20 protein-coding genes and 1 CRISPR repeat array are annotated in these 22758 nt (G+C 71.2%); of the genes, 8 read left to right on the forward strand and 12 right to left on the reverse strand.

What is annotated here, in order from left to right:
* Positions 1–76: 76 nt before the first annotated feature.
* Positions 77–826, reverse strand: coding sequence for an MBL fold metallo-hydrolase (locus QT381_RS03705; protein ID WP_289247384.1), 750 nt, complete (start codon positions 824–826; stop codon positions 77–79).
* Between the two features lie 54 nt (positions 827–880).
* Here QT381_RS03705 and QT381_RS03710 point away from each other — a divergent pair, with 54 nt between their 5' ends.
* A complete protein-coding gene (locus tag QT381_RS03710; protein ID WP_289247385.1) occupies positions 881–1522 on the forward strand; it encodes a hypothetical protein in 642 nt (213 codons plus the stop codon).
* Between the two features lie 396 nt (positions 1523–1918).
* Here the strand turns inward: QT381_RS03710 and QT381_RS03715 are convergent, their stop codons facing one another.
* From QT381_RS03715 to QT381_RS03725, 3 genes are read right to left on the reverse strand one after another with little or no spacing between them, the layout of a single operon-like run.
* Complete coding sequence (locus tag QT381_RS03715) at positions 1919–2488, reverse strand: CoA-binding protein (RefSeq protein WP_289247386.1); 570 nt, start codon at positions 2486–2488, stop codon at positions 1919–1921.
* 26 nt (positions 2489–2514) lie between these two features.
* On the reverse strand, positions 2515–3819 hold the full coding sequence (locus tag QT381_RS03720) for an O-acetylhomoserine aminocarboxypropyltransferase/cysteine synthase family protein (RefSeq protein WP_289247387.1): 1305 nt from the start codon (positions 3817–3819) through the stop codon (positions 2515–2517).
* 59 nt (positions 3820–3878) lie between these two features.
* Positions 3879–5558, reverse strand: coding sequence for a dolichyl-phosphate-mannose--protein mannosyltransferase (locus tag QT381_RS03725; RefSeq protein WP_289247388.1), 1680 nt, complete (start codon positions 5556–5558; stop codon positions 3879–3881).
* 35 nt (positions 5559–5593) lie between these two features.
* Here QT381_RS03725 and rsmI point away from each other — a divergent pair, with 35 nt between their 5' ends.
* Positions 5594–6421: a 16S rRNA (cytidine(1402)-2'-O)-methyltransferase gene (gene rsmI / locus QT381_RS03730; protein ID WP_289247389.1), complete on the forward strand. Its 828-nt coding sequence runs from the start codon at positions 5594–5596 to the stop codon at positions 6419–6421.
* Between the two features lie 481 nt (positions 6422–6902).
* Here rsmI and QT381_RS03735 read toward each other — a convergent pair whose 3' ends face one another.
* Positions 6903–7055, reverse strand: coding sequence for a hypothetical protein (locus QT381_RS03735; protein WP_289247390.1), 153 nt, complete (start codon positions 7053–7055; stop codon positions 6903–6905).
* A 199-nt stretch (positions 7056–7254) separates the two neighbouring features.
* Between QT381_RS03735 and QT381_RS03740 the strand changes: the two genes are divergently transcribed.
* The 5 genes from QT381_RS03740 to QT381_RS03760 all read left to right on the forward strand — a co-directional run bounded on the left by QT381_RS03740 (position 7255) and on the right by QT381_RS03760 (position 14112).
* A complete protein-coding gene (locus tag QT381_RS03740; RefSeq protein ID WP_289247391.1) occupies positions 7255–8283 on the forward strand; it encodes a peptidoglycan-binding domain-containing protein in 1029 nt (342 codons plus the stop codon).
* Positions 8280–8927, forward strand: coding sequence for an ABC transporter ATP-binding protein (locus QT381_RS03745; protein WP_289247392.1), 648 nt, complete (start codon positions 8280–8282; stop codon positions 8925–8927). Before QT381_RS03740 ends, QT381_RS03745 begins: the two co-directional genes overlap by 4 nt.
* Positions 8924–10018 (forward strand): ABC transporter permease, encoded by a 1095-nt coding sequence (locus tag QT381_RS03750; protein WP_289247393.1) that lies wholly within the window; start codon positions 8924–8926, stop codon positions 10016–10018. Before QT381_RS03745 ends, QT381_RS03750 begins: the two co-directional genes overlap by 4 nt.
* Positions 10019–10144: 126 nt before the next feature.
* Positions 10145–12310: direct repeats of the CRISPR family, unit length 29 nt; unit sequence GGGATCATCCCCGCTCGCGCGGGGAGCAC.
* A gap of 99 nt (positions 12311–12409) precedes the next feature.
* Positions 12410–13474: a methylenetetrahydrofolate reductase gene (locus tag QT381_RS03755; RefSeq protein WP_289247394.1), complete on the forward strand. Its 1065-nt coding sequence runs from the start codon at positions 12410–12412 to the stop codon at positions 13472–13474.
* Complete coding sequence (locus tag QT381_RS03760; protein WP_289247395.1) at positions 13471–14112, forward strand: class I SAM-dependent methyltransferase; 642 nt, start codon at positions 13471–13473, stop codon at positions 14110–14112. Before QT381_RS03755 ends, QT381_RS03760 begins: the two co-directional genes overlap by 4 nt.
* Before the next feature lie 355 nt (positions 14113–14467).
* Here the strand turns inward: QT381_RS03760 and QT381_RS03765 are convergent, their stop codons facing one another.
* The 7 genes from QT381_RS03765 to QT381_RS03795 all read right to left on the reverse strand — a co-directional run bounded on the left by QT381_RS03765 (position 14468) and on the right by QT381_RS03795 (position 21547).
* A complete protein-coding gene (locus QT381_RS03765) occupies positions 14468–15049 on the reverse strand; it encodes a pyridoxamine 5'-phosphate oxidase family protein (RefSeq protein ID WP_289247396.1) in 582 nt (193 codons plus the stop codon).
* Complete coding sequence (locus QT381_RS03770; RefSeq protein ID WP_289247397.1) at positions 15046–15891, reverse strand: creatininase family protein; 846 nt, start codon at positions 15889–15891, stop codon at positions 15046–15048. Before QT381_RS03770 ends, QT381_RS03765 begins: the two co-directional genes overlap by 4 nt.
* A complete protein-coding gene (locus tag QT381_RS03775) occupies positions 15888–17213 on the reverse strand; it encodes an FAD-binding oxidoreductase (RefSeq protein WP_289247398.1) in 1326 nt (441 codons plus the stop codon). Before QT381_RS03775 ends, QT381_RS03770 begins: the two co-directional genes overlap by 4 nt.
* Positions 17214–17305: 92 nt before the next feature.
* A complete protein-coding gene (locus tag QT381_RS03780; RefSeq protein ID WP_289247399.1) occupies positions 17306–18496 on the reverse strand; it encodes an ABC transporter substrate-binding protein in 1191 nt (396 codons plus the stop codon).
* Positions 18497–18612: 116 nt separating this feature from the next.
* A complete protein-coding gene (locus QT381_RS03785; protein ID WP_289247400.1) occupies positions 18613–19476 on the reverse strand; it encodes an ABC transporter permease in 864 nt (287 codons plus the stop codon).
* Positions 19476–20258 carry an ABC transporter ATP-binding protein gene (locus QT381_RS03790; protein ID WP_289247401.1) on the reverse strand — a complete coding sequence of 261 codons (783 nt, stop codon included), beginning with the start codon at positions 20256–20258 and terminating at the stop codon, positions 19476–19478. Before QT381_RS03790 ends, QT381_RS03785 begins: the two co-directional genes overlap by 1 nt.
* 2 nt (positions 20259–20260) lie before the next feature.
* Positions 20261–21547: an amidohydrolase family protein gene (locus tag QT381_RS03795; RefSeq protein WP_289247402.1), complete on the reverse strand. Its 1287-nt coding sequence runs from the start codon at positions 21545–21547 to the stop codon at positions 20261–20263.
* Between the two features lie 232 nt (positions 21548–21779).
* Between QT381_RS03795 and QT381_RS03800 the strand changes: the two genes are divergently transcribed.
* Positions 21780–22364 (forward strand): helix-turn-helix domain-containing protein, encoded by a 585-nt coding sequence (locus QT381_RS03800; protein ID WP_289247403.1) that lies wholly within the window; start codon positions 21780–21782, stop codon positions 22362–22364.
* Positions 22365–22758: the final 394 nt, after the last annotated feature.

The following is a 22758-nucleotide window of genomic DNA, read 5'->3' on the forward strand; positions in this document are numbered from 1 at the left end:
CTCGCCTGGGCTGGTCAGCCGTACACAGCTCCAACCGACGCGTTGCGGTTGACCTGCCCGCTCAACGCGCAGCAGCTCAGAGCGTCACGCGCTCGCCGCGCGGCGTCGGGACGAGCGGCACGCCCGCCGCCGTGAACGCCGCCTCGAGGTCCGCGCGGGTCTCGGTGAAGTGGGTCCAGTCCTCCGTGTGCAGGCCGACCACGCGGGCGGCGCCGAGGATGCGGGCGGCCCGGGCGGCATCCGTGCTCGTGAGCGTGAGCACGCCGGGGGCGACGGGCGTGCGCGCGGCGCCCGCGAACAGCAGCGCGATGTCGATGCCGGGGAAGCGTTCGGCGATCTGCCCGACGAGGCCGAGCGAGGCGTTGTCGCCGCTGACGTAGACGGTCGGCTGGCCGTCCGCCTCGAGCACGAATCCGGTGACCCGGCCGACCCAGCGCTCGCTCCCCGGCGGGCCGTGCAGCGCGGGCACGGCGGTCACCGTGACGCTGCCGATGACGTGCGACTCCCAGTCGTCGAGGCCGATGAGGCCGCCGCCGAACAGCTCGGTGGCGGCATCCGCGGTGCTCAGAGTCGTCACGCCGGTGGCGAGCAGCTCGAGCCCCTCGAAATCGAGGTTGTCCTTGTGCCCGTGGTGGCTGAGCAGCACGAGGTCGATCGGCGGCAGCTCCTCGCGCGCGATGCCCGGCGCGGCCGTCTTCACGAGCGTCGTCGCACCCGGGTTCACGTAGGTCTGCGGCGGGTCGAAGGTCGGGTCGGTCACGATCGTGAGCCCCGCGTACTCGAGCAGTGCGGTCGGGCCCCCGATATACGTGATCGTCGTCGACATAGAGCGAGGATATGACGAATCGCCGGGGCGGCGGGCGGCCCTAGGGTGGTGGGCATGAGACGCGCTGTCGTGCCGCCCCGATCCGGCATCGCGCTGCTCGCGCTCGTGGCCGCCGCGAGCGCGCTGCTCGCCGGGTGCTCCGGGGCGGGCGCGGATGCGGGCCTGCCCGGCTTCGGCGGACCGCACCCCACCGCCCCCGGGTCGGCGGCCACGCCACCGCCCGCCACGCCCGCCACGACACCGCCGGTCACGACACCGACCAGCCCGGAAACGGATGCCGCCCCCGAGCCGTCCGTCACGGCGCCGTCGGACGGACCGGTCACCGCCGACTGCGGGGGCACGGCGGTCACGATCACCGTCGACACGCACCTCACCGGAGACTGCCCGAGCGTGCTCGTCGAGGGCACGGGCCTCGCGGTCGACGGACCCGCGGTCGCGAACCTCGAGGTGAGCGGCACGGGCGTGACCGTGTCGTTCCCGACCGTCGGCCCGCTCGTGATCAACGGCGGTGACAACACCGTGAACGCGCAGGCGATCGACACCGTCGCGATCGCCGGCGACCGCAATCGCGTGCAGAGCGCGACGAGCGTCACGAGCGCGGCCATCGCGGGCAACGGCAACGCGATCACGGCGCCGGGCGGAATCGGCCCGGTCACGGACAACGGCGCCGGCAACACCTATCCCACGGCGGGCTGAGAGCAGCACCCCCTGGTCGAGGAGCCTGCGAGGCCCCGCTGGTCGAGGAGCCCGCGAGGCCCCGCTGGTCGAGGAGCCCGCGAGCGGAGCGAGTCGGCGTCTCGAGACCATCTGTTCGGGGGGTGTTGTGGTCTCGAGACGCGGGCGACTTCGTCGCGCGCTCCTCGACCAGCGGGTGGGCGGGGTGCGGGCGCCTCCGCTGGTCGAGGAGCCTGCGAGCGGAGCGAGTCGGCGTCTCGAGACCATGCGTTCGGGGGGTGTTGTGGTCTCGAGACGCGGGCGACTTCGTCGCGCGCTCCTCGACCAGCGGGCGGGGGCGACTTCGTCGCGCGCTCCTCGACCAGCGGGCCGGGGCGCTCCTCGACCAGCGGGCGGGGGCAGTGGGTCGGGGCGCTCCTACCGCAGCACCTGCTTCTTGCTCGAGATCACGCCCGTGTCGAAGCCGAGCAGGTGCAGGTTGCTGTGGAACCGGGCGTGCTCGATCTTGATGCAGCGGTCCATGACGACCTCGAGCCCCTTCGACTCGGCGTAGCGCGCGGCGTCCTCGTTCCAGATGCCGAGCTGCACCCAGATCGTCGGCGCGCCGACCGCGACGACCTCGTCGACGACCGACGGGATGTCCGAGGCCCTGCGGAACACGTCGACAATGTCGGGCACCTCGGGCAGGTCGGCGAGCGAGCGGTAGACCGGCTGGCCGAGGATCGTCTCGGCGTTCGGGTTGACCAGGTACACGCGGTAGTCGGTCGACTGCAGCAGGTAGGTGGCCACGAAGTAGCTCGACCGGCTGGGCTTGTCGCTCGCGCCGACGATCGCGACGCTCTTCGCGCGGCGCAGGATGCCCTGGCGCGATCGCGCGCTCGGGCCGACCCACGTGCGCTGGCTGCGCAGCAGTCTCGCGAGCGGCGACGAGGCGGGGAGCTCGCAGGTCAGCCCGTTGGCCAGCGTCGCGGTAGCGACATCCGTCATGGTGTTCTCCTTGCGCTTCGACAGGCTCAGTGAGCGGCGGCGGTCGCCAGGTGCAGGGCCTGGTCGAGGTCGTAGATGATGTCGTCCGGGTCCTCGATGCCGACGCTCAGACGGATGACGCCGGGCAGCACGCCCGCCTCGACGAGCTGCTGCTCGCTGAGCTGCGCGTGCGTCGTCGACGCCGGATGGATGATGAGCGTCTTCGCGTCGCCGATGTTCGCGACGTGGGAGGCGAGGCGCACGTTCTCGATGACGCCGCGGCCGACGCCGCGGCCGCCCTTCACCTCGAACGAGAACACGCTGCCGGGACCGGCGGGCAGGTACTTCGCCGCGCGCTCGTGGTGCGGGTGGTCGGCGAGCCCCGCCCACAGCACGCGCTCCACGCGCGGATCGGCGGCGAGCCACTCGGCGACGATGCGGGCGTTGTCGACGTGCGCCTGCATCCGGAACGGCAGTGTCTCGACGCCCTGCGCGAGCAGCCATGCGGAGTGCGGGCTGAGCGCCGGGCCGATGTCGCGCAGCTGCTCGGCGCGCAGGCGGGTGAGGAACGCGTACTCGCCGAAGTTGCCGTGCCAGTTGAGCCCGCCGTAGCTCGGCACGGGCTGGTCGAACAGCGGGAAGCGCTCGTTCGCCCAGTGGAAGCGGCCCGACTCCACGACGACGCCGCCGAGCGTCGTGCCGGCGCCACCGAGGAACTTCGTGGCGGAGTGCACGACGACGTCGGCGCCCCACTCGATCGGCCGGTTGAGGAACGGCGTCGCGATCGTCGAGTCGATGATGAGCGGCAGGTGGTGCGCGTGCGCGACGTCGGCGAGGCCCTCGATGTCGGCGATCTCGCCCGAGGGGTTCGCGATCGTCTCGGCGAAGACGAGCTTCGTGCGGTCGGTGATCGCGCTCGCGTAGTCGGCCGGGTCGCTCGAGCTCACGAAGGTGGTCTCGACGCCGAACCGGCGCAGCGTCACGTCGAGCTGCGTGATCGTGCCGCCGTAGAGGTTCGCGCTCGCGACGATGTGGTCGCCCGCGCCGGCAAGGGTCGCGAACGTGATGAACTCCGCGGAGAGACCGGATGCCGTGGCGACCGCGCCGATGCCGCCCTCGAGACTCGCGACGCGCTCCTCGAAGCTCGCGACCGTGGGGTTGGCGAGGCGGCTGTAGATGTTGCCGTACTTCTGCAGCGCGAAGCGGGCTGCGGCATCCGTGGTGTCGTCGAACACGAACGCGGTGGACTGGTAGATCGGCAGCGCCCGGGCGCCGGAGACGGCATCCGGGATGGTGCCCGCGTGGATCGCGCGCGTGCGGAAGCCCCAGCTCCGGTCGAGGTCATCGGTCACGGCTCGAGGCTATCCGAGCGATTCGCGCGTGACACCGCGTGACGTTCGGCGGCATCCGCTCAGACCCAGGTCGGCAGCCACCAGTGCAGGCGCAGCACGTCGTAGGGCAGCAGCTGAGCGGTCCACAGCGGCCAGTAGAACACGCTGAGCGCGACGGCGAGCACGAGGAACGCGCCCGCGGACGCGAGCCCCACCGTGCGCCTCGGCCGCGGATCTCGGCGCGAGCCGATCGCGATGCCCAGCACGGCGACGAGCGCGAGCACGAGGTAGGGCTCGAAGGCGATCGTGTAGAACTGGAACACCGTGCGGTTGGAGTACTGCAGCCACGGCAGGTAGCCGGCGACGATGCCCATCAGGATCGCGCCGACCTGCCACTGCCGGCGCAGCACGAAGACGGCGACGAGCACGAGGATCGAGAGCGCGCCGCCCCACCAGATGAGCGGGTTCGCGAGTCCCGTGATCGACTCGCCGCACGACGCGGCCGTGCAGGCGCCCTGCCCCGGATCGATCTGGCCCTGGTCGAACGCCTGGTAGTACATGCTCGTCGGCCGGATCATGAGCAGCCAGGTCGCGGGATACGCCTGGTACGGGTGCGGGCGGGACTCGCCGATGTTGTAGTCCCAGACGCTCTTCTCGTAGTGCAGGAAGCTCTGCAGGTCGACCGGCACCCACGACCACAGGCCCGTCCAGGCGTTGCCGGCGGACTCGGCCCAGTGCCGGTCGTAGGAGTTGTCGCTCGTGAACCACGACGCCCAGGTGAGCAGGTAGACGGCTGCGGCGAGGGGCACGGTGAGCAGGAAGCTGACCGGCGCCTGCTTCACGAGCGTGCCCGCGAACCAGCCCGGGATGCCGTGCTTGCGCCGCAGCAGCACGTCGCTCACGACGCTCCACACCGCCCAGATCGCGAGGAAGTAGATGCCGTTCCACTTCACGGATGCCGTGGCCCCGAGCGCGAGGCCCGCGGCCATGAGCCAGGGTCGCCACCAGAGCGCGGGTCCGGCATCCGTGCTCCTGCCCTCGCTCTCGCGGCGGACCCGCCAGGCCAGCAGGCGCGACTCGCTCCACGCGCGATCGCGCAGCAGCAGGTAGAACGCGAGCAGCGCGAACAGCATCACGTAGTTGTCGAGCAGCGCGACGCGGCTCATCACGATCGCGTTGCCGTCGATCGCGAGCAGGCCGCCGGCGATGACCGCGAGCAGCGTCGAGCGGAACAGCCGGTGCGCCACGAGCATGATGAGCACGACGCCGAGCACGCCCGCGAGGGCGACGCCGACGCGCCAGGCGTAGGCGTGCTCCGGGCCGAGCAGGGCCATGAAGAGGCCCGTGATCCACTTGCCGAGCTGCGGGTGCACGACGAACGACGGGATCGCCGTGAAGATGTCGGTCTGCCCGGCCGCGAACTTCGCGTCGGCGTCGTCGGGCCAGGTCGCGGCGTAGCCGAGGTTCCACTGGCTCCAGGCGTCCTTCACGTAGAAGGTCTCGTCGAACACGATCGTGTCCGGGTGGCCGAGGCCGACGAACCGGGTGAGGATCGCGACGAGCACGACGATCCCGGGGGCTCCCCAGCGGTACGCCCGCTGCGCGCGTGGCGTCACGGTGACGCGACGCCACCACCGGTCGAGCCGCGACCCCCGGATGATGCGCTGCTTCTTCGTGCCCGCTGGCGGAGGAGGCGCGCCAGCGCCGTCTCGAAGCCCCTCCGTGCCGACCAGCTCATCGAACCCGGGCGCATCGCTCACCACGTCATCGTAGGGGCGCGTGGTTGCATGGACCCGTGATCATCCTGGCGGCGACGCCAATCGGCAATCTCGGCGACGCCTCCCGCCGCCTCATCGAGGCGCTCGGCAACGCCGAGGTCATCGCCGCTGAGGACACCCGCACGGCCGTGCAGCTCATGCGCGCGCTCGGTGTCGAACGCGGGGGTGCCGAGAACCGCCCGCGGCTCATCGCCCTGCACGAGCACAACGAGGCGGAGAAGGCCGCCGAGATCGTCGCGCTCGCGGCATCCGTCGACGTGCTCGTGCTGACGGATGCCGGCATGCCCGCGGTGAGCGACCCCGGTTTCCCGCTCGTCGCGGCCGCGGCGGCGGCGGATGTCACGGTCACCGCGATCCCGGGACCGAGCGCCGTGCTGACGGCGCTCGCCGTGTCGGGGCTGCCGACCGACCGGTTCACGTTCGAGGGCTTCCTGCCACGGCGGTCGCGCGTCGCGGCCCTCGCCCCGCTCGCGCGCGAGGAGCGCACGATGGTGTTCTTCGAGTCGCCGCACCGGCTCGCCGAGTCGCTCGCCGACCTCGCGACGGCGTTCGGCGCGGACCGCCGCGCGGTCGTGTGCCGGGAGCTCACGAAGCTGCACGAGGAGGTCGCGCGCGGCACCCTGGTCTCGCTCGCGGAGCGGTTCGCCGCGGGGGCGCGCGGCGAGATCGCGATCGTCGTCGAGGGTGCCGCGCCGGCGACGGCCTCTCTCGACGACGGCGTGGCGCAGGTCGTGGCGCTCGTCGCGGCGGGTTCGCGGCTCAAGGAGGCGACGGCCGAGGTCGCCGAGGAGACGGGGCTCAGCCGCCGCGACCTCTACGAGGCCGCCCTCGTCGCCCGCCGCTGACCATGAGGTCAGAAAATCGCGGGCGGCTCCGGACACACCTTGAGAGCCTTGTCCATGTCACTGGGGTCGATGAGCGCGTAGGGGTCCCAAAACGCGTTCCCGGCCTTCTGAGCAGCTTTGAACTGCTCCGTGAACACCTGGAGTGAGGGTGTGTCGGCTGGGGTTGGGTAACCGGCCTTCGTGAGACAATCGCGCACCCCTAAAGAGCCTTCATACTTCGTCTTCTAGTCGGCGTTCGTCCATTTTCGGTAAGACATACGAGACGAGCAATCACTCACGTCGTCAAGGTACCTCTGTACCTGATCATTCGGAATGTCCATGCCCCCTTGTGCATCGACCGGCCAACCGCGCTTCGACATGCAGTCGTTCAGGTGCGACTCCGCTTGCCCCTGATCTGTCGGCACGATGGCCGACGGCGCAGGCGACGCGCGCTCCTGGATGGCGTTGGAAGCAGAACTGCATCCCGTCGCCGAAGCCGCGATCAGTACCGCTGCCGCGGCCGCTGCGACCAGTTGACGCACCGCACACCATTGTCCGTCGGCTGGAAAGCGCCGTCGGTCGTCGCGGAGCTGGACGAGACCGAGGCGCCGATCGTGGAGTAGATGGCGGCCCTGCGCGAGGTCGACGGCTTCATGGGTTTGCCTCCTTCGAATGACGGCGGAACTGGCCTGCGGACGTGAGTTACTTCCACTAAACTAGCCGACAGGCGTCGTGTCAAATCCCGATCGGACGCCTCATCTCGAACTCGCTCGGCTCGGTGGAAAGGCTCGTGAGTGGTGGACTCGGAACCCAGAGAGGGTACGCGGCGGCCGGCTACGCTCGCGCTCGTCGGTGTGCTCATCCTCGCCGTAGGCGTTGCTGGCGGCTGGGCGCTGAGCATCGTGCTGCACCCGGCTGAGGATCCGGTCTCCGCCGTCGACTATGCGACGGCGACGGTGGTACAGGGCTCCGTCGGCTCGTCGTTCGAGTTGAGCGCGGCAGCGCTGTGGTCGACCGCTGCGGCTGGCACGAACCGGGCGGACGGGATCGTTACCTCGGTCGATGTCGCTGCGGGCGACTCCGTGCGGCCGGGGGATGTGCTCTACACGGTGGGTCTGCGGCCCGTCATCGTAGCCGTCGGCGCGGTGCCGTCGTTTCGCTCGATCGCACGCGGGACAGCCGGCGCCGACGTGCGTCAGCTCCAGCGGCTGCTCATCTCCCTGGGCTTCTACCGGGGCTCGATCTCGGGGACGGTGGATGCCGCCACCGAGATCGCCGTGAAGGCGTGGCAGAGGTCGCTCGGCGTCGTCCCGGACGGTGTCGTTCGGCCGGGCGATCTCCTCTACGTCGCGGAGCTGCCGACGCGGGTGGCGCTGGACCCGCAGGCCGTCGCGATCGGCGCGACGTTGAGCGGCGGCGAGCCGGTCCTGTCCGTGCTCGCGGACGCTCCGTCCTTCTCGATCGACGTGACGACCGCCCAGGCGAACCAGGTGCCCGACGGAGCCGGAGTGGACATCACCGGCCCGGACGGCGCGGTCTGGACCAGCACGGTCGCCTCCCGCCGCACCGCGGATGACGGACAGACCGTCACCCTCGCGCTGCAGGCTGCCGACGGTTCCGCGGTCTGTGGCGAGGACTGCGCGGCGGTGCCGCCCCAGGGACGCACGCTGCTCGATGCGACCATCGTCGTGGTGCCGGACACCACCGGGCTCGTCGTGCCGACCGCCGCTCTCGTCACAGCAGCCGACGGTTCCACGCGAGTCGTCGACGCGCGGGGCGCGACGCACGCCGTCTCCGTCGGCGCCACGGCTAACGGGATGGCCGTCGTCACGGGCGTCGACGCCGGGCTCCACGTGCGGGTGCCGACCGGGAGCAGTGGATGACGGGCGCGCAACCCCTGGAGGCCCGTGAGGTCGTCTTCGGCTACGAGCGCGACCGGAACGTGCTTGACGGCTGGACCGCCACCTTTCCGGCCGGCGCGATGACCGCCCTGGTCGGGCCGTCAGGGCGAGGGAAGTCGACGTTGCTGTTCCTGCTCGGTCTCATGCTGCGAATCCGGGGCGGCGAGGTGCTCATCGGCGGTCAGCCGACGTCGCGGCTGCGTGATCGCGAGCGGTCGTCGCTGCGTGCATCCCGCTTCGGCTTCGTGTTCCAGGATGCCGCCCTCGATCCGACGCGGACGATCATTGACAACGTGACCGAGACGGCGCTCTATCGCGGCGCCGACCGGTTGCTCGCCGCGTCGCGAGCCCGAACGCTGCTCGACCGGTTCGGCGTGGACGTGCCGGTCGACCGAAGACCCGGTGAGGTGTCGGGAGGTCAGGCGCAGCGGATCGCGCTGTGCCGGGCCTTGCTCGGTGAACCCCAGATCGTGCTCGCCGACGAACCGACGGGTAACCTCGATCCGGCCTCCAGCGGTGTCGTCGTTGATGCCCTCCGCGAGCATGCCGGACGAGGCGGCGCTGTCGTCGTCGTGACGCACTCGCCGGAGGTTGCCGTAGCCTGCGATCGAGTGATCTCGCTATGACGGCCTTCCCCATGGCACGTGCGCTCATGCGCGAAGCGCTGTTGGCCGCGCGCGCGCAACGCGTGGGATCGATTCTGACCGTCGCCCTCGTCGCGAGCGTGATCGTCGCCGTGATGCTCACGGCCGGTCGCACGGTCGGCGCGCAGCAGGCGGTGCTACGAACCATCGACGACGCGGGAAGCCGTGCGATCGTAATCCGTGACGACGGAGGCGCTGGTATCACCACGGCCGCGCTGCTTCGCGTCTCGTCCCTCGACCACGTCGAGTGGGCCGCAGCCTTCTCCAACGCCGCCGATTCCACCAACTCCCTCATCGGAGGCGGTCCGTCGGTAGCGGCTCGATTCGTCTATGGCGACGACACGCGAACATTGGGGTTGCCTCCGGATGCGACGGGCGCCTATGCATCCGCGAATGCGCTCAGAGTGCTGGGGCTCCACGACGGTGCCGGTGGCATAACGCTCAGCACGGGTGCCGAGTACGGGATCGACGGCACATTCGACCCCCCGGACTTCCTTCGCCAGTTCGACCCGCTCGTGCTCATACCTGAGCCCGATGCAACCGACCAGCCCGTGGGGATGATCGTCGCCGTCGCCGATTCACCGGAGCACATCGAGTCTCTCGCCACCGCGATCGCCCCCCTCCTCGGCGCTATCGATCCGTCGAAGGCCTCCATTCAGACCAGCGAGGCGCTCGCAGAGTTGCACACACTCATCGGGGAACAACTCGGGGGCTTCTCGAACGCGCTCGTCGTCGGGGTGCTCGGCATCACCGGCGCACTGCTCGCGGTCATCCTGAGCGGGCTCGTGTTGCTGCGCCGCAAGGACTTCGGTCGCCGCCGCGCGCTCGGTGCGTCGCGGGGCTTCATCGTCGCCCTGCTCATGACTCAGACCGGAATCGTCGGGGCGATCGGTGCTGCGAGCGGGGTCGTGGCCGCGCTTGTCCTGCTCGCCGCCAATCACGATCCGTTCCCCGCAGGCGCCTACACCGGGGCGTTGGCGCTGCTCAGCTTCCTCATCGCCGTCCTGGCTGCCGTGTTCCCCGGCGTCATCGCGAGCGTGCGTGACCCCGTCAAGGAACTGCGCGTCCCGTAGCTCCGGTGGCTCGGGGCGCGCCAGCGCCGTGTTCCGGTGGCTGAGGAGGCGCGCCAGCGCCGTCTCGAAGCTCGCTCCTCCCCAGCTCGCCGGACGGGCGCGTCATGGCGACCGCGGGCGCCAGGAGGGATCATCCCCGCTCGCGCGGGGAGCACCAGCCAGTCCTGCGTGCGGCCCTGCGCGGCCAGGGATCATCCCCGCTCGCGCGGGGAGCACTCCCTTAACGCGGCCTTAATCCGCGCCTCCTCGGGATCATCCCCGCTCGCGCGGGGAGCACCGCGCTTGACAGCCCCACACAATAGGGGGTAGTGGGATCATCCCCGCTCGCGCGGGGAGCACACCACACGTGACCGCGCGATCACCGCGTTCCTGGGATCATCCCCGCTCGCGCGGGGAGCACGGGGACGGACCCGTCGCGAGGTAGATGCCGTAGGGATCATCCCCGCTCGCGCGGGGAGCACACGCGGGCCTGGGCGACAGCGTCCGCGGCGACGGGATCATCCCCGCTCGCGCGGGGAGCACTACGAGCTGACCGGTGTCAGCAAGGTCAATGAGGGATCATCCCCGCTCGCGCGGGGAGCACGCGATCTGCAACGCCTTCATGAGCGCACTCGCGGGATCATCCCCGCTCGCGCGGGGAGCACCCGAGGTTGCACGCTATGCACTGAGGGCCGTAGGGATCATCCCCGCTCGCGCGGGGAGCACGACACGCGAGCCGCCCATTGCTGATTGGTTTGAGGGATCATCCCCGCTCGCGCGGGGAGCACCCCCAATCCGTAATCGCCAACGCGACACATATGGGATCATCCCCGCTCGCGCGGGGAGCACAGCCCCGCTTCTTTCGCCCAATTCTGGATGCCGGGATCATCCCCGCTCGCGCGGGGAGCACAGGATGTAGGGAATCGAATCATGCTACTTGTAGGGATCATCCCCGCTCGCGCGGGGAGCACAGGGCGAGTCCCGCCGATTCGCCCTTAAAGGGGGGATCATCCCCGCTCGCGCGGGGAGCACAAAGTGGGACTGACGCTCCCGACAATTCGGCCGGGATCATCCCCGCTCGCGCGGGGAGCACGAGTTCATAAAATCGGTGAGAACGAACACACCGGGATCATCCCCGCTCGCGCGGGGAGCACTGTAGATTCGACCGCCATTGTCGTATCGTCTAAGGATCATCCCCGCTCGCGCGGGGAGCACGACTCCCACTTGCGGATGGTGTCGTTGCGGACGGGATCATCCCCGCTCGCGCGGGGAGCACACGAATTGGTTCCGTTACCTCCAACGGGCCCCGGGATCATCCCCGCTCGCGCGGGGAGCACAACGGTGCTAGAGAACATTGACGGGTCGGCGCGGGATCATCCCCGCTCGCGCGGGGAGCACTCGATGTGGTTCTTGTCGATGCCCTTAGAAGCGGGATCATCCCCGCTCGCGCGGGGAGCACAGTGGCTGGCACTGATCTTTGTCGTGGTAGCTGGGATCATCCCCGCTCGCGCGGGGAGCACGGAATGAACGGCTTGAGGCGCTGCCGGTCCTCGGGATCATCCCCGCTCGCGCGGGGAGCACAGTTCGACACGATTGGCAACCCGTTAGGGATCGGGATCATCCCCGCTCGCGCGGGGAGCACCCGTTCTTGTTCAGCTTGACGTCCGGCTTCGGGGGATCATCCCCGCTCGCGCGGGGAGCACAGGGAGGCCACCGCCTTGGGAACGCCGTTCTTGGGATCATCCCCGCTCGCGCGGGGAGCACCGTGCGGCACGAATGAACGGGATTGGGGCAGCGGGATCATCCCCGCTCGCGCGGGGAGCACTTTCGGATTCTCCCCCGCGACTTTTAGGATAAGGGATCATCCCCGCTCGCGCGGGGAGCACGATGCGCCTTTCAATGTGCTTCAGCAGATCGGGGGATCATCCCCGCTCGCGCGGGGAGCACCCGAGGTTGCACGCTATGCACTGAGGGCCGTAGGGATCATCCCCGCTCGCGCGGGGAGCACACGCCGAGCTGCTTTGCCGCACGGTGCAGGTTGGGATCATCCCCGCTCGCGCGGGGAGCACCCAAGCATCCGGAACCCGACAGGTTTCGTCCCGGGATCATCCCCGCTCGCGCGGGGAGCACACACGCGGGCCGCCCATTGTTGATTGGTCTGAGGGATCATCCCCGCTCGCGCGGGGAGCACTGGTGAGCATGTCGCTGCAATCGGGCCTACCGGGGATCATCCCCGCTCGCGCGGGGAGCACCCTTAGTCAGGATGTTAGTCGTGGTGATTGAGGGGATCATCCCCGCTCGCGCGGGGAGCACTCTTGCTGACCAGCACATTATCCAAGGCGGCCACTCGGTCGCGTTCAGTTCTGGTCGTGCGCGACACGCGCGTGAAACACCCCGGTGGGACCATCGGCCATGGCCACCACCGCCGCCGCCGCCAGCAACCCCACCCTCGCCTGCCCCAAGCGGATGACGTACGGGCCGTGCGGCGGCGTCGGGTTCGGCGGCGAGTGCGAGGTGGCGCCGCATCCGTGCGCATTCGTCGAGCTGGACACCGTGCGCTGGCGCGGCATCGAGACGGATGCCGCCCCCGGCGCGAGCGACCCGGTGCCGGATCCGGTGCCATCCGTTCGCGCCGAGTGGATGCGCGCACGGCTCGCGGAGGGCGACGTCGTGGTCGCGGATCTGCCGGCCCGCGCGCTCGACGCGGAGTCCCTCGCGCGCTGCGCGGGCATCCTCGCCGGGTCCGTCGACGCGGTGCTCGCGGGCGACGCCGCGGCCGCCCGCGTGCAGTTCTCGCCGAGCCTGCGCGCACAGCTGCTGCGGGCCGCCGGCATCGACGTCTGGACGGGGCTCAACTGCCGCGACCGCAACCGGGTCGCGCTCGAGGGCGAGCTCGCCGGGCTCGCGAGCGTCGCCGTCGCGGGCGTGCACTGCGTCACCGGGGACCACACCCGCACCGGCGAGCGTCCGGATGCGGTGCCCGTCTTCGACCTGGACTCGACCGAGCTCGCGTCCCTCGCCCGGTCCGCGGGCCACCTCGTGAGCGTCGCCGAGGCCCCCGCGACGCCGCCGGTGGAGCGCCGGCCGGCCCGACTGCTCGAGAAGGCCCGCGCCGGCGCAGAGGTGTGCTTCGTGAACCACGCGGGTGGCGCCGGCCCGGTGCGGGACTTCGTCGCCGCGGCCCAGGACCTCGGCGCCGACCTCGCGTATCTGCCGTGCATCCCGATCGTCGTCGATCGGGGGAGCGCGGAGCTGCTGCGCACGTTCACGACGCTCGTGCTGCCGTCCGGCTATCTCGACCGCATCCTGTCGGCCGCCGATCCGTTCGCGGAGGGCATCGCCGCCGCGATCGACCTGAGCCGGGAGATGCTCGCGATCGACGGCGTCGCGGGCGTCAACCTCTCGGGCGGCGCCGCCCCCGGCCGCGAGGAGTGGTTCGCCCAAGCGCTCGCGACGATCGGATCGGCGCTGCGATGAGCGAGCACGGGCACGGGCACGATGTCCCGGCCGACACGGCCAGCGCGCAGGGCACCGACACCGCCGCCGCATGGGACGCGCGCTACCGCGACGCGCGCTCCGCCGGCGGCACGATCTGGTCGCGGTCGCCGAACGCCTGGGTCGAGGCGACGCTCGCTGACCTGCCACCCGGACGGGCGCTCGACCTCGGCGCGGGCGAGGGCCGCAACGCGCTCTGGCTCGCCGCGCGCGGCTGGCGCGTGACGGCGGTCGACTATGCGGAGCAGGGCGTCGCGACCGGCCGGTCCCGGGCCGAGTCGGAGGGGCTCGAGCTCGAGTGGGTCGTCGCGGACCTGCGCGAGTGGCGCACGGACGCGCGGTTCGACCTCGTGCTGCTCTCGTTCGTGCACATCGGCGCGGAGGCGCTCGCCACGGTCGTGCGCGCCGCGCCGCTCGCCCCCGGCGGCACGCTCGCGATCATCGGACACGACCGCACGAACACGGTCGGCGGCCCGCCGGACCGGACGATCCTGCTCGACCCGGACGAGCTGACGGATGCCGCGGCCGCTCTCGAGATCGTCACCGTCGGGCGCGTGGAGCGCCCGACCCCCGAGGGCGTCGCGCTCGACACGGTGCTCGTCGCGCGAGCGCCGGCCTGACGCCGACCCGGCTGGTCGGGGAGGGGCACCTCCGGTGACCAGCGGGCGGGTATCCGGTGGTCGAGGAGTCCGGGAGCGGAGCGAGTTGACGTCTCGAGACCAGGGCGTGTGTGGTGGGGGTGTGGTGATCTCGAGACGCGAGCGACTTCGTCGCGCGCTCCTCGACCAGCCGGCGGCGGGCCGGGCGGCGGGGGGTATCCGGTGGTCGAGGAGTCCGGGAGCGGAGCGAGTTGACGTCTCGAGACCAGGGCGTGTGTGGTGGGGGTGTGGTGGTCTCGAGACGCGAGCGACTTCGTCGCGCGCTCCTCGACCAGCGGGGCGGCGGGCCGGGCGGCGGGGCGGCGCGGCGCGGCGCTCAGCCCGCGAGGAGGTGGCGCTCCCAGACCCCGTCGACGAGGCGGTACTCGGTGCGCTGCGAGGCCGTGTCGGGGTCCGAGCGCCAGAACGTGAGGCGCGTCGGCCGCACGATGAACCCCGCCCAGGTCGGCGACGGCCCGATCTCGTCGAGGTCGTGCTCGGCGGCGAACGCCGTCCACCGGGCGACGCGCTCCTCGTGCGGCAGCTGCGCGAACTCGAGCGAGTTCTGCCAGGCGAGCTGCTTGAGGTAGGGCGAGCGCTTCGCGTACGCCGCCGCCCACTGCTCGTGCGTCGCCGGCGACGCCGCGCCCTGGATCGTGAGCTGCCAGGTGAACCCGGGCCACAGGATCACGATCGCGATGCGCGGGTCGGCCGCGAGGTGCGCGACCTTGCGGCTCGCGGCATCCGTGTTGAAGGCGAAGCCCTCGTCGTCGAACGACGTCAGCAGCACCGTGCGGATGTCGGGCGCCCCGGTCTCGTCCACGGTCGCGATCTGGATCTGCGGCCGGTCGATCGCGTCGTTCGGCGGCAGCCACTCGGTGAGCGTCGACCAGAACGGCGCCGCGGTCAGGCCGCTCACCGCGCGCCGCCCGCGTCGTCGAGGAGCGCGGCCTCGATGGGCGCCGGACCGTCCGGCCGGTGCCGGAATCGCGCGATCTCGCCGAGTGCCGCGACGCCGTGCGCGACGGCCCGCTCGTGCACGACCGCGCCGTGCTCGGCGGAGGCGAAGCGCGCGTCGCCGATGACGCCGGCGTCGTCGAAGTCGTTCGACAGCCAGCCGAACTGCACGGGCCCGCCGTTGAACCGCACGAGCTCCAGATCGGCGAGGTGGTCGGGCACCCAGCGGTCGGCCTTCGACAGGTCGACGAGGTCGGGCCGCAGGTACGCGACGAGCGAGGTCTCCTCGTGCCCGCCGTGGATGCCGAAGCCCCGCTCGTCGAGCCCGCCCGGCTCGTCGACGGCGGCCTTGATCGACACCCCCATGAGGAAGGTGCGCAGGCCCGTGCGCTTGCGGATCTCGCGCAGCGCGACCTGCAGCAGCGCGAGGTTGCCGCCGTGGCCGTTGTAGATCACGAGCGTGCGGGCCGGGGTCGCGGCGACCGCGTCGCCGAGCTCGACGACCTCCCGCATGAGCGTCTCCCACGACACCCACATCGTGCCCGGCGCCCAGAAGTGCTCGTCGGACTTGCCGTACGCGATCGCCGGCAGCCGCCACACGTCGAGACCGGCCTCGACGGCCGCGGCCACCACATCCGTCGACACCAGGTCGGCCATGAGCCAGTCGGTCGACAGCGGCAGGTGCGGTCCGTGGTGCTCGATCGCGCCGATCGGCAGCACCACGATCGATCCGGAGGAGAGGGCGGATGCCAGTGCGGGCCCGGGCAGGTGCGCGAGCTCGCGGGTGGGCGGCGTGCCGGTCACGAGACCTTCCCTCCCGTCACGACGGTCGGCGGCACGAGCTTGCCCGGGTTGAGCAGCCCGTCGGGGTCCGTGCGCGTGGCGAGCTCGCGCGTGCGATCCGGGTGGAAGTCGACGAACCACTGGTGCGGGTTGTGGAAGCCCACGCCGAGCGCGAGGAGCTTGTCGAAGCCGGCGTAGACCTCGTCCTCGCTCACGTACTCGCCGGCGAGCATTCCGATCGGGCGGCCGTGCTGGCTCTCGATGTGCAGCATCCCGCCGGGGTAGACGGCCTGCACGTCGTCGATGCGCGTGACGAGCGCGTCGCCCGACACCTCGACGTGGAAGTACGTGTCGGGGTACGCCTTCTGCAGCCACTCGATCGGGTGGTTGTAGCTCACCATCGAGATCTTCATCGTCTCGATGGGGCCCTCGGTGACGTCCTCCACCCGACCGCCGACCGACTCGACGAGCCGGGTGGCCTCGTCGAGGGTCGCGACGTCGAGGATCGCCCGCAGGCTCGCGCGGCCGTCGGCGAGACCCGGCACGCGCGGCAGCGCATCGGAGAGGATCGGGTTGTCGGCGCTCGTCAGGCGCGGCGTCGGCTCGAGCAGCGCGAACGGGTGGATGAGCGCGAGAGCGTCCTCGAACCGGTCGAAGCTCGCGTAGAAGCCGCGCCAGTCCTGCAGCGGCTCGAGCCGGACCGTGGCGCGGGCGATGATGCCCGCGGTGCCGTAGGTGTGCACGTAGGGCTGGGCGTCCTCGCCCTCGACGTGCACGAGCTCGCCGCCGCTCGCCGGGTGGGCCACGTCGAGCGCGAGCACGAAGCCGTCGGAGTTGGACGCGTGCCGGATGCTGCCGGTTCCGCCCGATCCGCCGGACAGGAACCCGCCGAGGGTCGAGTTCGCGGTCGACGGGTACATCAGCAGCTGCTGGCCGGTCGCGATCGCGGCCTGCTCGAGCGCCGCCATCGGCGCTCCCGCGTCGGCGACGAGGTAGCCGTCGCCGACCTCGACGATCGCGCGGGCGCGGCTCGTGTCGAGCACGAGACCGCCCGCGAACGGGATCGCCTGCCCGTAGTTGCCGGTGCCCTTGCCGCGGGGCGTGATCGGCACCCCGTGCCGAACGGATGCCGCGACCGTCGCGGCGATCGCGGCGGCATCCGTCGGCCAGGCCACGAGGTCGGCGTGTCCGAGGGGCAGCTTCTCGCTGATCACCGGGGAGAGGTAGGCGCCGTCGACGGAGGCGCGGTCGAGCGCGCGGTCCTCGCGGCTGACGCTCTTCTCGCCGAGCAGCTCGATGAGCTCGGCGTGCAGGCCGTCGATGTCGGGGGAGTTCTGGGGCATTCGTGGTGCTTTCGGTGGGCTGAGTGGTCCCCATGGGGACGAGTGGGGCGGCGAGTGGTCCCCGTGGGGACCACTCGCCGGCCCGGGGGGCGTCAGAATCCGATCGACGTGTCGATGAACTCGTTGGTGGCGATGTCCTTGACGGTCAGACCGGACTTCGGCGGCGTGCCCTGCTCGGTGAAGATCGGCGTGGTGTCGTCGATCACCTTCTGCACGCGCTCGTCGGTCATGTCACCCATGTAGTCGTTGTCGCCGTTGCCGACGAGTCCGACGCTCTTCATGGTGTCGACCGAGTAGTCGGCCTCGCCCTGGTCGTAGATCCAGCCGTTGTCGTACTGCTTGACGAGGTCGAGGATGAGCGCGTTGGCCTTGGTCGGGTCCTTGAAGTAGTCGACCTCCGCCTGCTGCAGCACGGGCACGAGCTCCTTGAGGCACGGCGTGAGCTTCTCCAGGTCGGCCGAGCGCACCGACATCGCCGAGGCGTAGATCGGGTAGCCGGTGTCGTTGACGAGCTGGTACTTCACGTCGAAGGACGCTCCGTCGAGCGAGTTCTTGTAGAGGTAGGGCTCGGCCGAGGCGAAGCCCTGCTGCGCGTCCTTGCCCTTGTTCGCGACGAAGTTCGCCGGCGTGCCGTCGTAGCTGCCGTCGGTGACCTTCTCGTCGAGCACGCCCGCGCCGATGAGGTACGACATGTAGGCGGATCCGCCGAAGTAGCGGATGACGCCGCCCGAGCTCTCGAGCGCGGTGCCGAGCGACTTGATGTCGGTCACGTCGGGGTAGGTCTTCGGGTCCCACATGATCATGATCGGGCTCTTGTCGAGCGGCGCGAACACGGCCGTGGTCGGGAACTGGTCCGACAGCTGCACGGCCTCGTCCGTCGTGACGTAGCCGAGCGTGATCGAGGTGTCGGCGTACATCTGGCTCGTGACCGTCTGGTAGCCGATCGCCGGTCCGCCCGAGCGGATCTCGACGTTCACGCCCGTGGGCTTGCCGCCGGACATGAGCGGGCCCGAGACGGTCGCGTTCGCGGCGTCGACCGTGTAGTCGTCGCCGAGCAGCTCGTAGAGGTGGCCGTGCTCCGACTCCGGGTTCCAGTCGGTCTGGATGACGACGTTCGCCGGGCAGACGCTCGACAGGTCGACGCCGTCGGCCGCCGCGCTCGGGGCGCTGCTCCCGCCGTCGGCGCCCGTGGTGTCGACGGCGTTACAGGCCGCGAGGGCCAGGGTGGCCACGAGGGTGAGGCCGATGGCGGCCGCCCCCCGTGCTGCTGTGCGTGTGCGCATGGTGCTCCTTGGGTCGAAAGGTGATGCGTGCGGGATGGGTGATGCGGGGTGGTGCTGTGGTGCAGTGGCGACGGATGCGGCATCCGTCCCCGGTTCGGCCCGGCGCCGGTGCGGCGTCAGCCGAAGTCGTACCAGCGGCCGATCGCGAGGCGACCGAGCAGGCCGAAGAGCAGGAACACGACGACGCCGAGCAGCGACGCGGTGAGGATGGCGGCGTACAGGTCGGCGGACTGCAGCCGCGACGCGTAGTTGTAGATGAGCACGCCGATGCCGGGGTCGCCGCGCTTGAAGAACTGGTCGCCGACGATCGCGCCGATCACGGAGAGCCCGGCCGCGTTGCGCAGGCCGACGAAGATGAGCGGCAGCGCCGACGGGAACTGCAGCTTGATGAGGCGCGTGAGCCGCGACGCGCCCTGCAGCTGGAACAGCTCGCGCTGCCCGCGCTCGGCCGACTGCAGGCCGAAGAGCGTGTTCGACACCATCGGGAACAGCGAGATCATCACCGTGACGACGATGCGCGCGGGGGTGTTGTAGCCGATCGAGATGCCGATGAGCGGCACGAGCGCGAGGATCGGGATGCACTGCAGGATCACCGCGTACGGGTACAGCGAGCGCTCGAGCCACTTCGCCTGCGACATGAGCACGGCCCACACGACGCCGATGACGATCGCGATCGCGAGGCCGATGAGCATCACCTGGATGGTGTTGAGCGTGTACGCGAAGATCTCCAGCCGGCGGGCCGGGTCGAGGAACCAGTGCTCGAACACGAGGTGCGGGTAGGGCAGGACGAACGACCGGCCCTGGGCGTCGAACATCGCCGCGCCCGCGTACCAGAGCGCGATGATGAGCACGAGCACACCGAGCGGCGGCAGGACGACGCGGGCGCGCGTGAAGCTCGCGCGCGCCCGCGCCATCCGTGCGTTCGCGATCGCGACGCTCTCGCTGCCGGTCGGCACCTGGACCGCTCCGAGCTCGGCCATCAGCGGTGTCCTTCCTTGAGCGCGTGGGAGACCTCGCCGACGAGCTCGCCGAACTCGGCGGTGAAACGGATGTCGGGGTCGCGTGGCATCGGGAACGGCACGTCGAACGCGCGGACGATCGATCCGGGCCGGCCGGACATCACGATGACCTTCGTGGAGAGGTACACCGCCTCGCTCACCGAGTGGGTGATGAACAGCCCGGCGAACTGCTTCTCGACGAACAGCCGCAGCAGCTCGTCGTTGAGGCGCTCGCGGGTGATCTCGTCGAGGGCGCCGAACGGCTCGTCGAACAGGAACAGCTCGGGGTCGAGCGTGAGCGAGCGGGCGAGCGAGGTGCGCATCCGCATGCCGCCGGAGAGCTGCTTGGGCAGGCTCTTCTCGAAGCCGGTGAGGCCGACGAGGTCGATCGCCTCCTGCGCCTTCGCGGCCCGCGCGGCCTTCGGCGTCTTGTGCAGCTCGGCGAGCAGCTCGACGTTGGCGCGCACGCTGCGCCACGGCAGCAGGGTCGCGTCCTGGAAGACGTAGCCGATGCGGTCGGTGGCGACCGAGGCGGTGCCATGCGACGCCGCCTCGAGTCCGGATGCGATGCGCAGCAGGGTCGACTTGCCGCAGCCGGACGGTCCCACGACGGAGACGAACTCGCCGCGCTGCACGGTGAGGTCGACGCCGTGCAGCGCGACAGTCCCGTTCGGGAAGGTCATGGCGACGTCGCGGAAGTCGAGCAGGGTCGACGTCGGCGCGGGGCCGGGCGCGGTGCTGGGCGGCGGAGCGGTGATGGTCATGATCAGCTCGCTTGTTCGAGGGGCACGGACGGGGGCAGGGACAGGGGTGCTGAGCGGCGGGCGGGCACGGCGGTCTCCGTCGTCGCGACGGTGCGGGAGACGAGGCGGCCGCGGTGGATGACGAGCCGGCCCACGGGGCCGGAGGCGACGGCATCCGCGAGGCCGGTGGCGCGCACGGCGAGGAACTCGGCGGCCGAGCCGGGGGCGATGCGCGCGTCGGGCAGGCGCATGACGTCGCGCGCGCCGACGCTCACCGCGTCGTACGCCTCGGTGAGCGTGAGGTGCCCGGCGGTGATGAGCAGGGATGCCGTCTCGAGCGCGTCGGAGCGGCCGACCGGGTTGAACGGGTCGCGCACGTTGTCGGCCCCGGCGCCGACGCGCACGCCCGCGTCGAGCAGGGCGCGCAGCGCGGTGAGCCCGCGCGGGGTGGCGACCGGGTCGTCCCAGCCCTGCAGGTAGAGGTTCGTGATGGGCAGCGAGATGACGCCGAGGTCGCTCGCCGCCACCTCCGCGACGACCTCGGCGAGCTCGTCGAGCGGGAGCGTGCCGAGGCGCACGCAGTGCCCGGCGCTCGCGTTCCTCGACCAGCCGCGCACGAGGCGCGCGAACTCGACGATCGTGAGCGGGCCGTGCAGCGACTCGTCGGTGTGCAGGTCGGCGCCGACGTCGCGGCGCTCGGCGATCGCCACGAGCCGGCGCAGGTCGGCGAGCGGCTCGGGCGCGAGGTGCGGAGCGCCCCCGACGAGGTCGACGCCGAGGTCGAGCGCGCCCTCGACGACGGCGTCGGACGCCTCCGAGCTCGCGAGCGCGACGAGCTCGAGGTCGACGATGCCGGCGAGCCGCTCGCGCACGCCGACGAGTGCCCGCACGCCGCGCAGCGGGTCGCCCGTGCGCAGCAGGTCGACGTGCGAGCGGATGGCGGTCGTGCCGCGCTGCACCATCGCGAGCACCTGGGCCTCGGCCCGTTCGGCGATGGACTCCTCGGTCATGGTCGCCGTGTAGGCGACCCAGGACTCGATGGCCCGTTCGAGGTCGCCCATCGGCGGCTCGATGAGGTCCCAGCTGAGCGCCTTGTCGAGGTGCGCGTGCGGTTCGGCCGGGGCCGGCAGCAGCACAAAGCCGTCGAGGTCGAGGGTCGCGCCGGCGTCCGCCGCATCGGCCGTGTCGCCCGCGCCCCCCGCGGGCGACACGGCGCTGACGCGATCGCCGTCGAGCTCGACGTCGACGAGCCGGCCGTCGGCGAGACGTGCCCCCGTGAGACGGGAGACGCGCAGTGGCAGAGCGGACATGCGGCCTCCCTCGGTCTCGGGGACGGCATCCGCTGCGTCGGGGCGGCCGTCGGTTGCGCTCGGTTGAGCGATTCCAAATGTTGATAGCGTCAACATCGATCACGGTACGAGCGCCCCGTTTCCGTCGTGTAACGCGGCAGTTTCGTTCCGGGTCATCCGGCCACGATCCGGCCACGGCGCGTGATATCCATGGGACGGCCGGAGACGAGCGAGACGAGCGAGGGGAGGGCGAGTGGGGGAGACGCACGCGATCGACGCGCAGACCACGCGCCTCGGCGCCCGCATCCGTGACCTCCGCCGGGGCCGATCGCTCACCCTCGCGCAGCTCGCCCAGCTCGCCGGCCTGTCGCATCCGTTCCTCTCGCAGGTCGAGCGCGGGCTCGCGCGCGCCAGCATGGGATCGCTCGACCGCATCGTGCACGCGCTCGGCTCCAGCCAGGTCGAGCTGTTCGCGTCGATCGACGACGAGCAGCGGTTCGCCGGTCAGCCCGCGGTCACCGTGACGCGCGCGACCGACGGCACCCACGCCAAATACGGCCTCACCGACGGGCGGATGCTCGTGCACGGCACCCGGCGGTTCGTGCCCGTCGAGATCGCGAGCCGCATCACCGACTTCGGCGAGTACTTCCGCCACGACGAGGACGAGTGGGTGTACGCCATCGAGGGCCGCGTCGCCATCGACCTCGAGGGCAAGCCGCTCACCGTGCTCGCCCCGGGCGACTCGATCTACTTCGCGGGCGGCATCGGCCACCGCTGGGCGTCGCCGGACGGAGAGCCGTACCGCGCCATCACCATCAAGGAGGCCCGCCGGTCATGAGCTCACGTACCCGCTGGTCGGCGGCGTCCGCGTCCGCTGGTCGAGGAGCGCCGCGTCTTGAGACCACGGGCCCGTCGCCGTCCGTTGGTCGAGGAGCGCCGCGAGCGGAGCGAGTGTCGCGTCTCGAGACCACTCGTCCGCGGACCGAGCCGTGGTGGTCTCGAGACGCGGGCGACGCTTCGCGCCGCGCGCTCCTCGACCGGCGGGGGCGCCGTTCTCGCTGGTCGGCGGCGTCGCCGTCCGTTGGTCGAGGAGCGCCGCGAGCGGAGCGAGTGTCGCGTCTCGAGACCACTCGCCTGTCGCCGTCCGCTGGTCGAGGAGCGCCGCGAGCGGAGCGAGTGTCGCGTCTCGAGACCACTCGTCCGTCGACCGAGCGGTGGTGGTCTCGAGACGC

The sequence above is a fragment of the Galbitalea sp. SE-J8 genome, from assembly GCF_030345695.1.
Classification (GTDB): Bacteria; Actinomycetota; Actinomycetes; order Actinomycetales; family Microbacteriaceae; genus JAUASV01.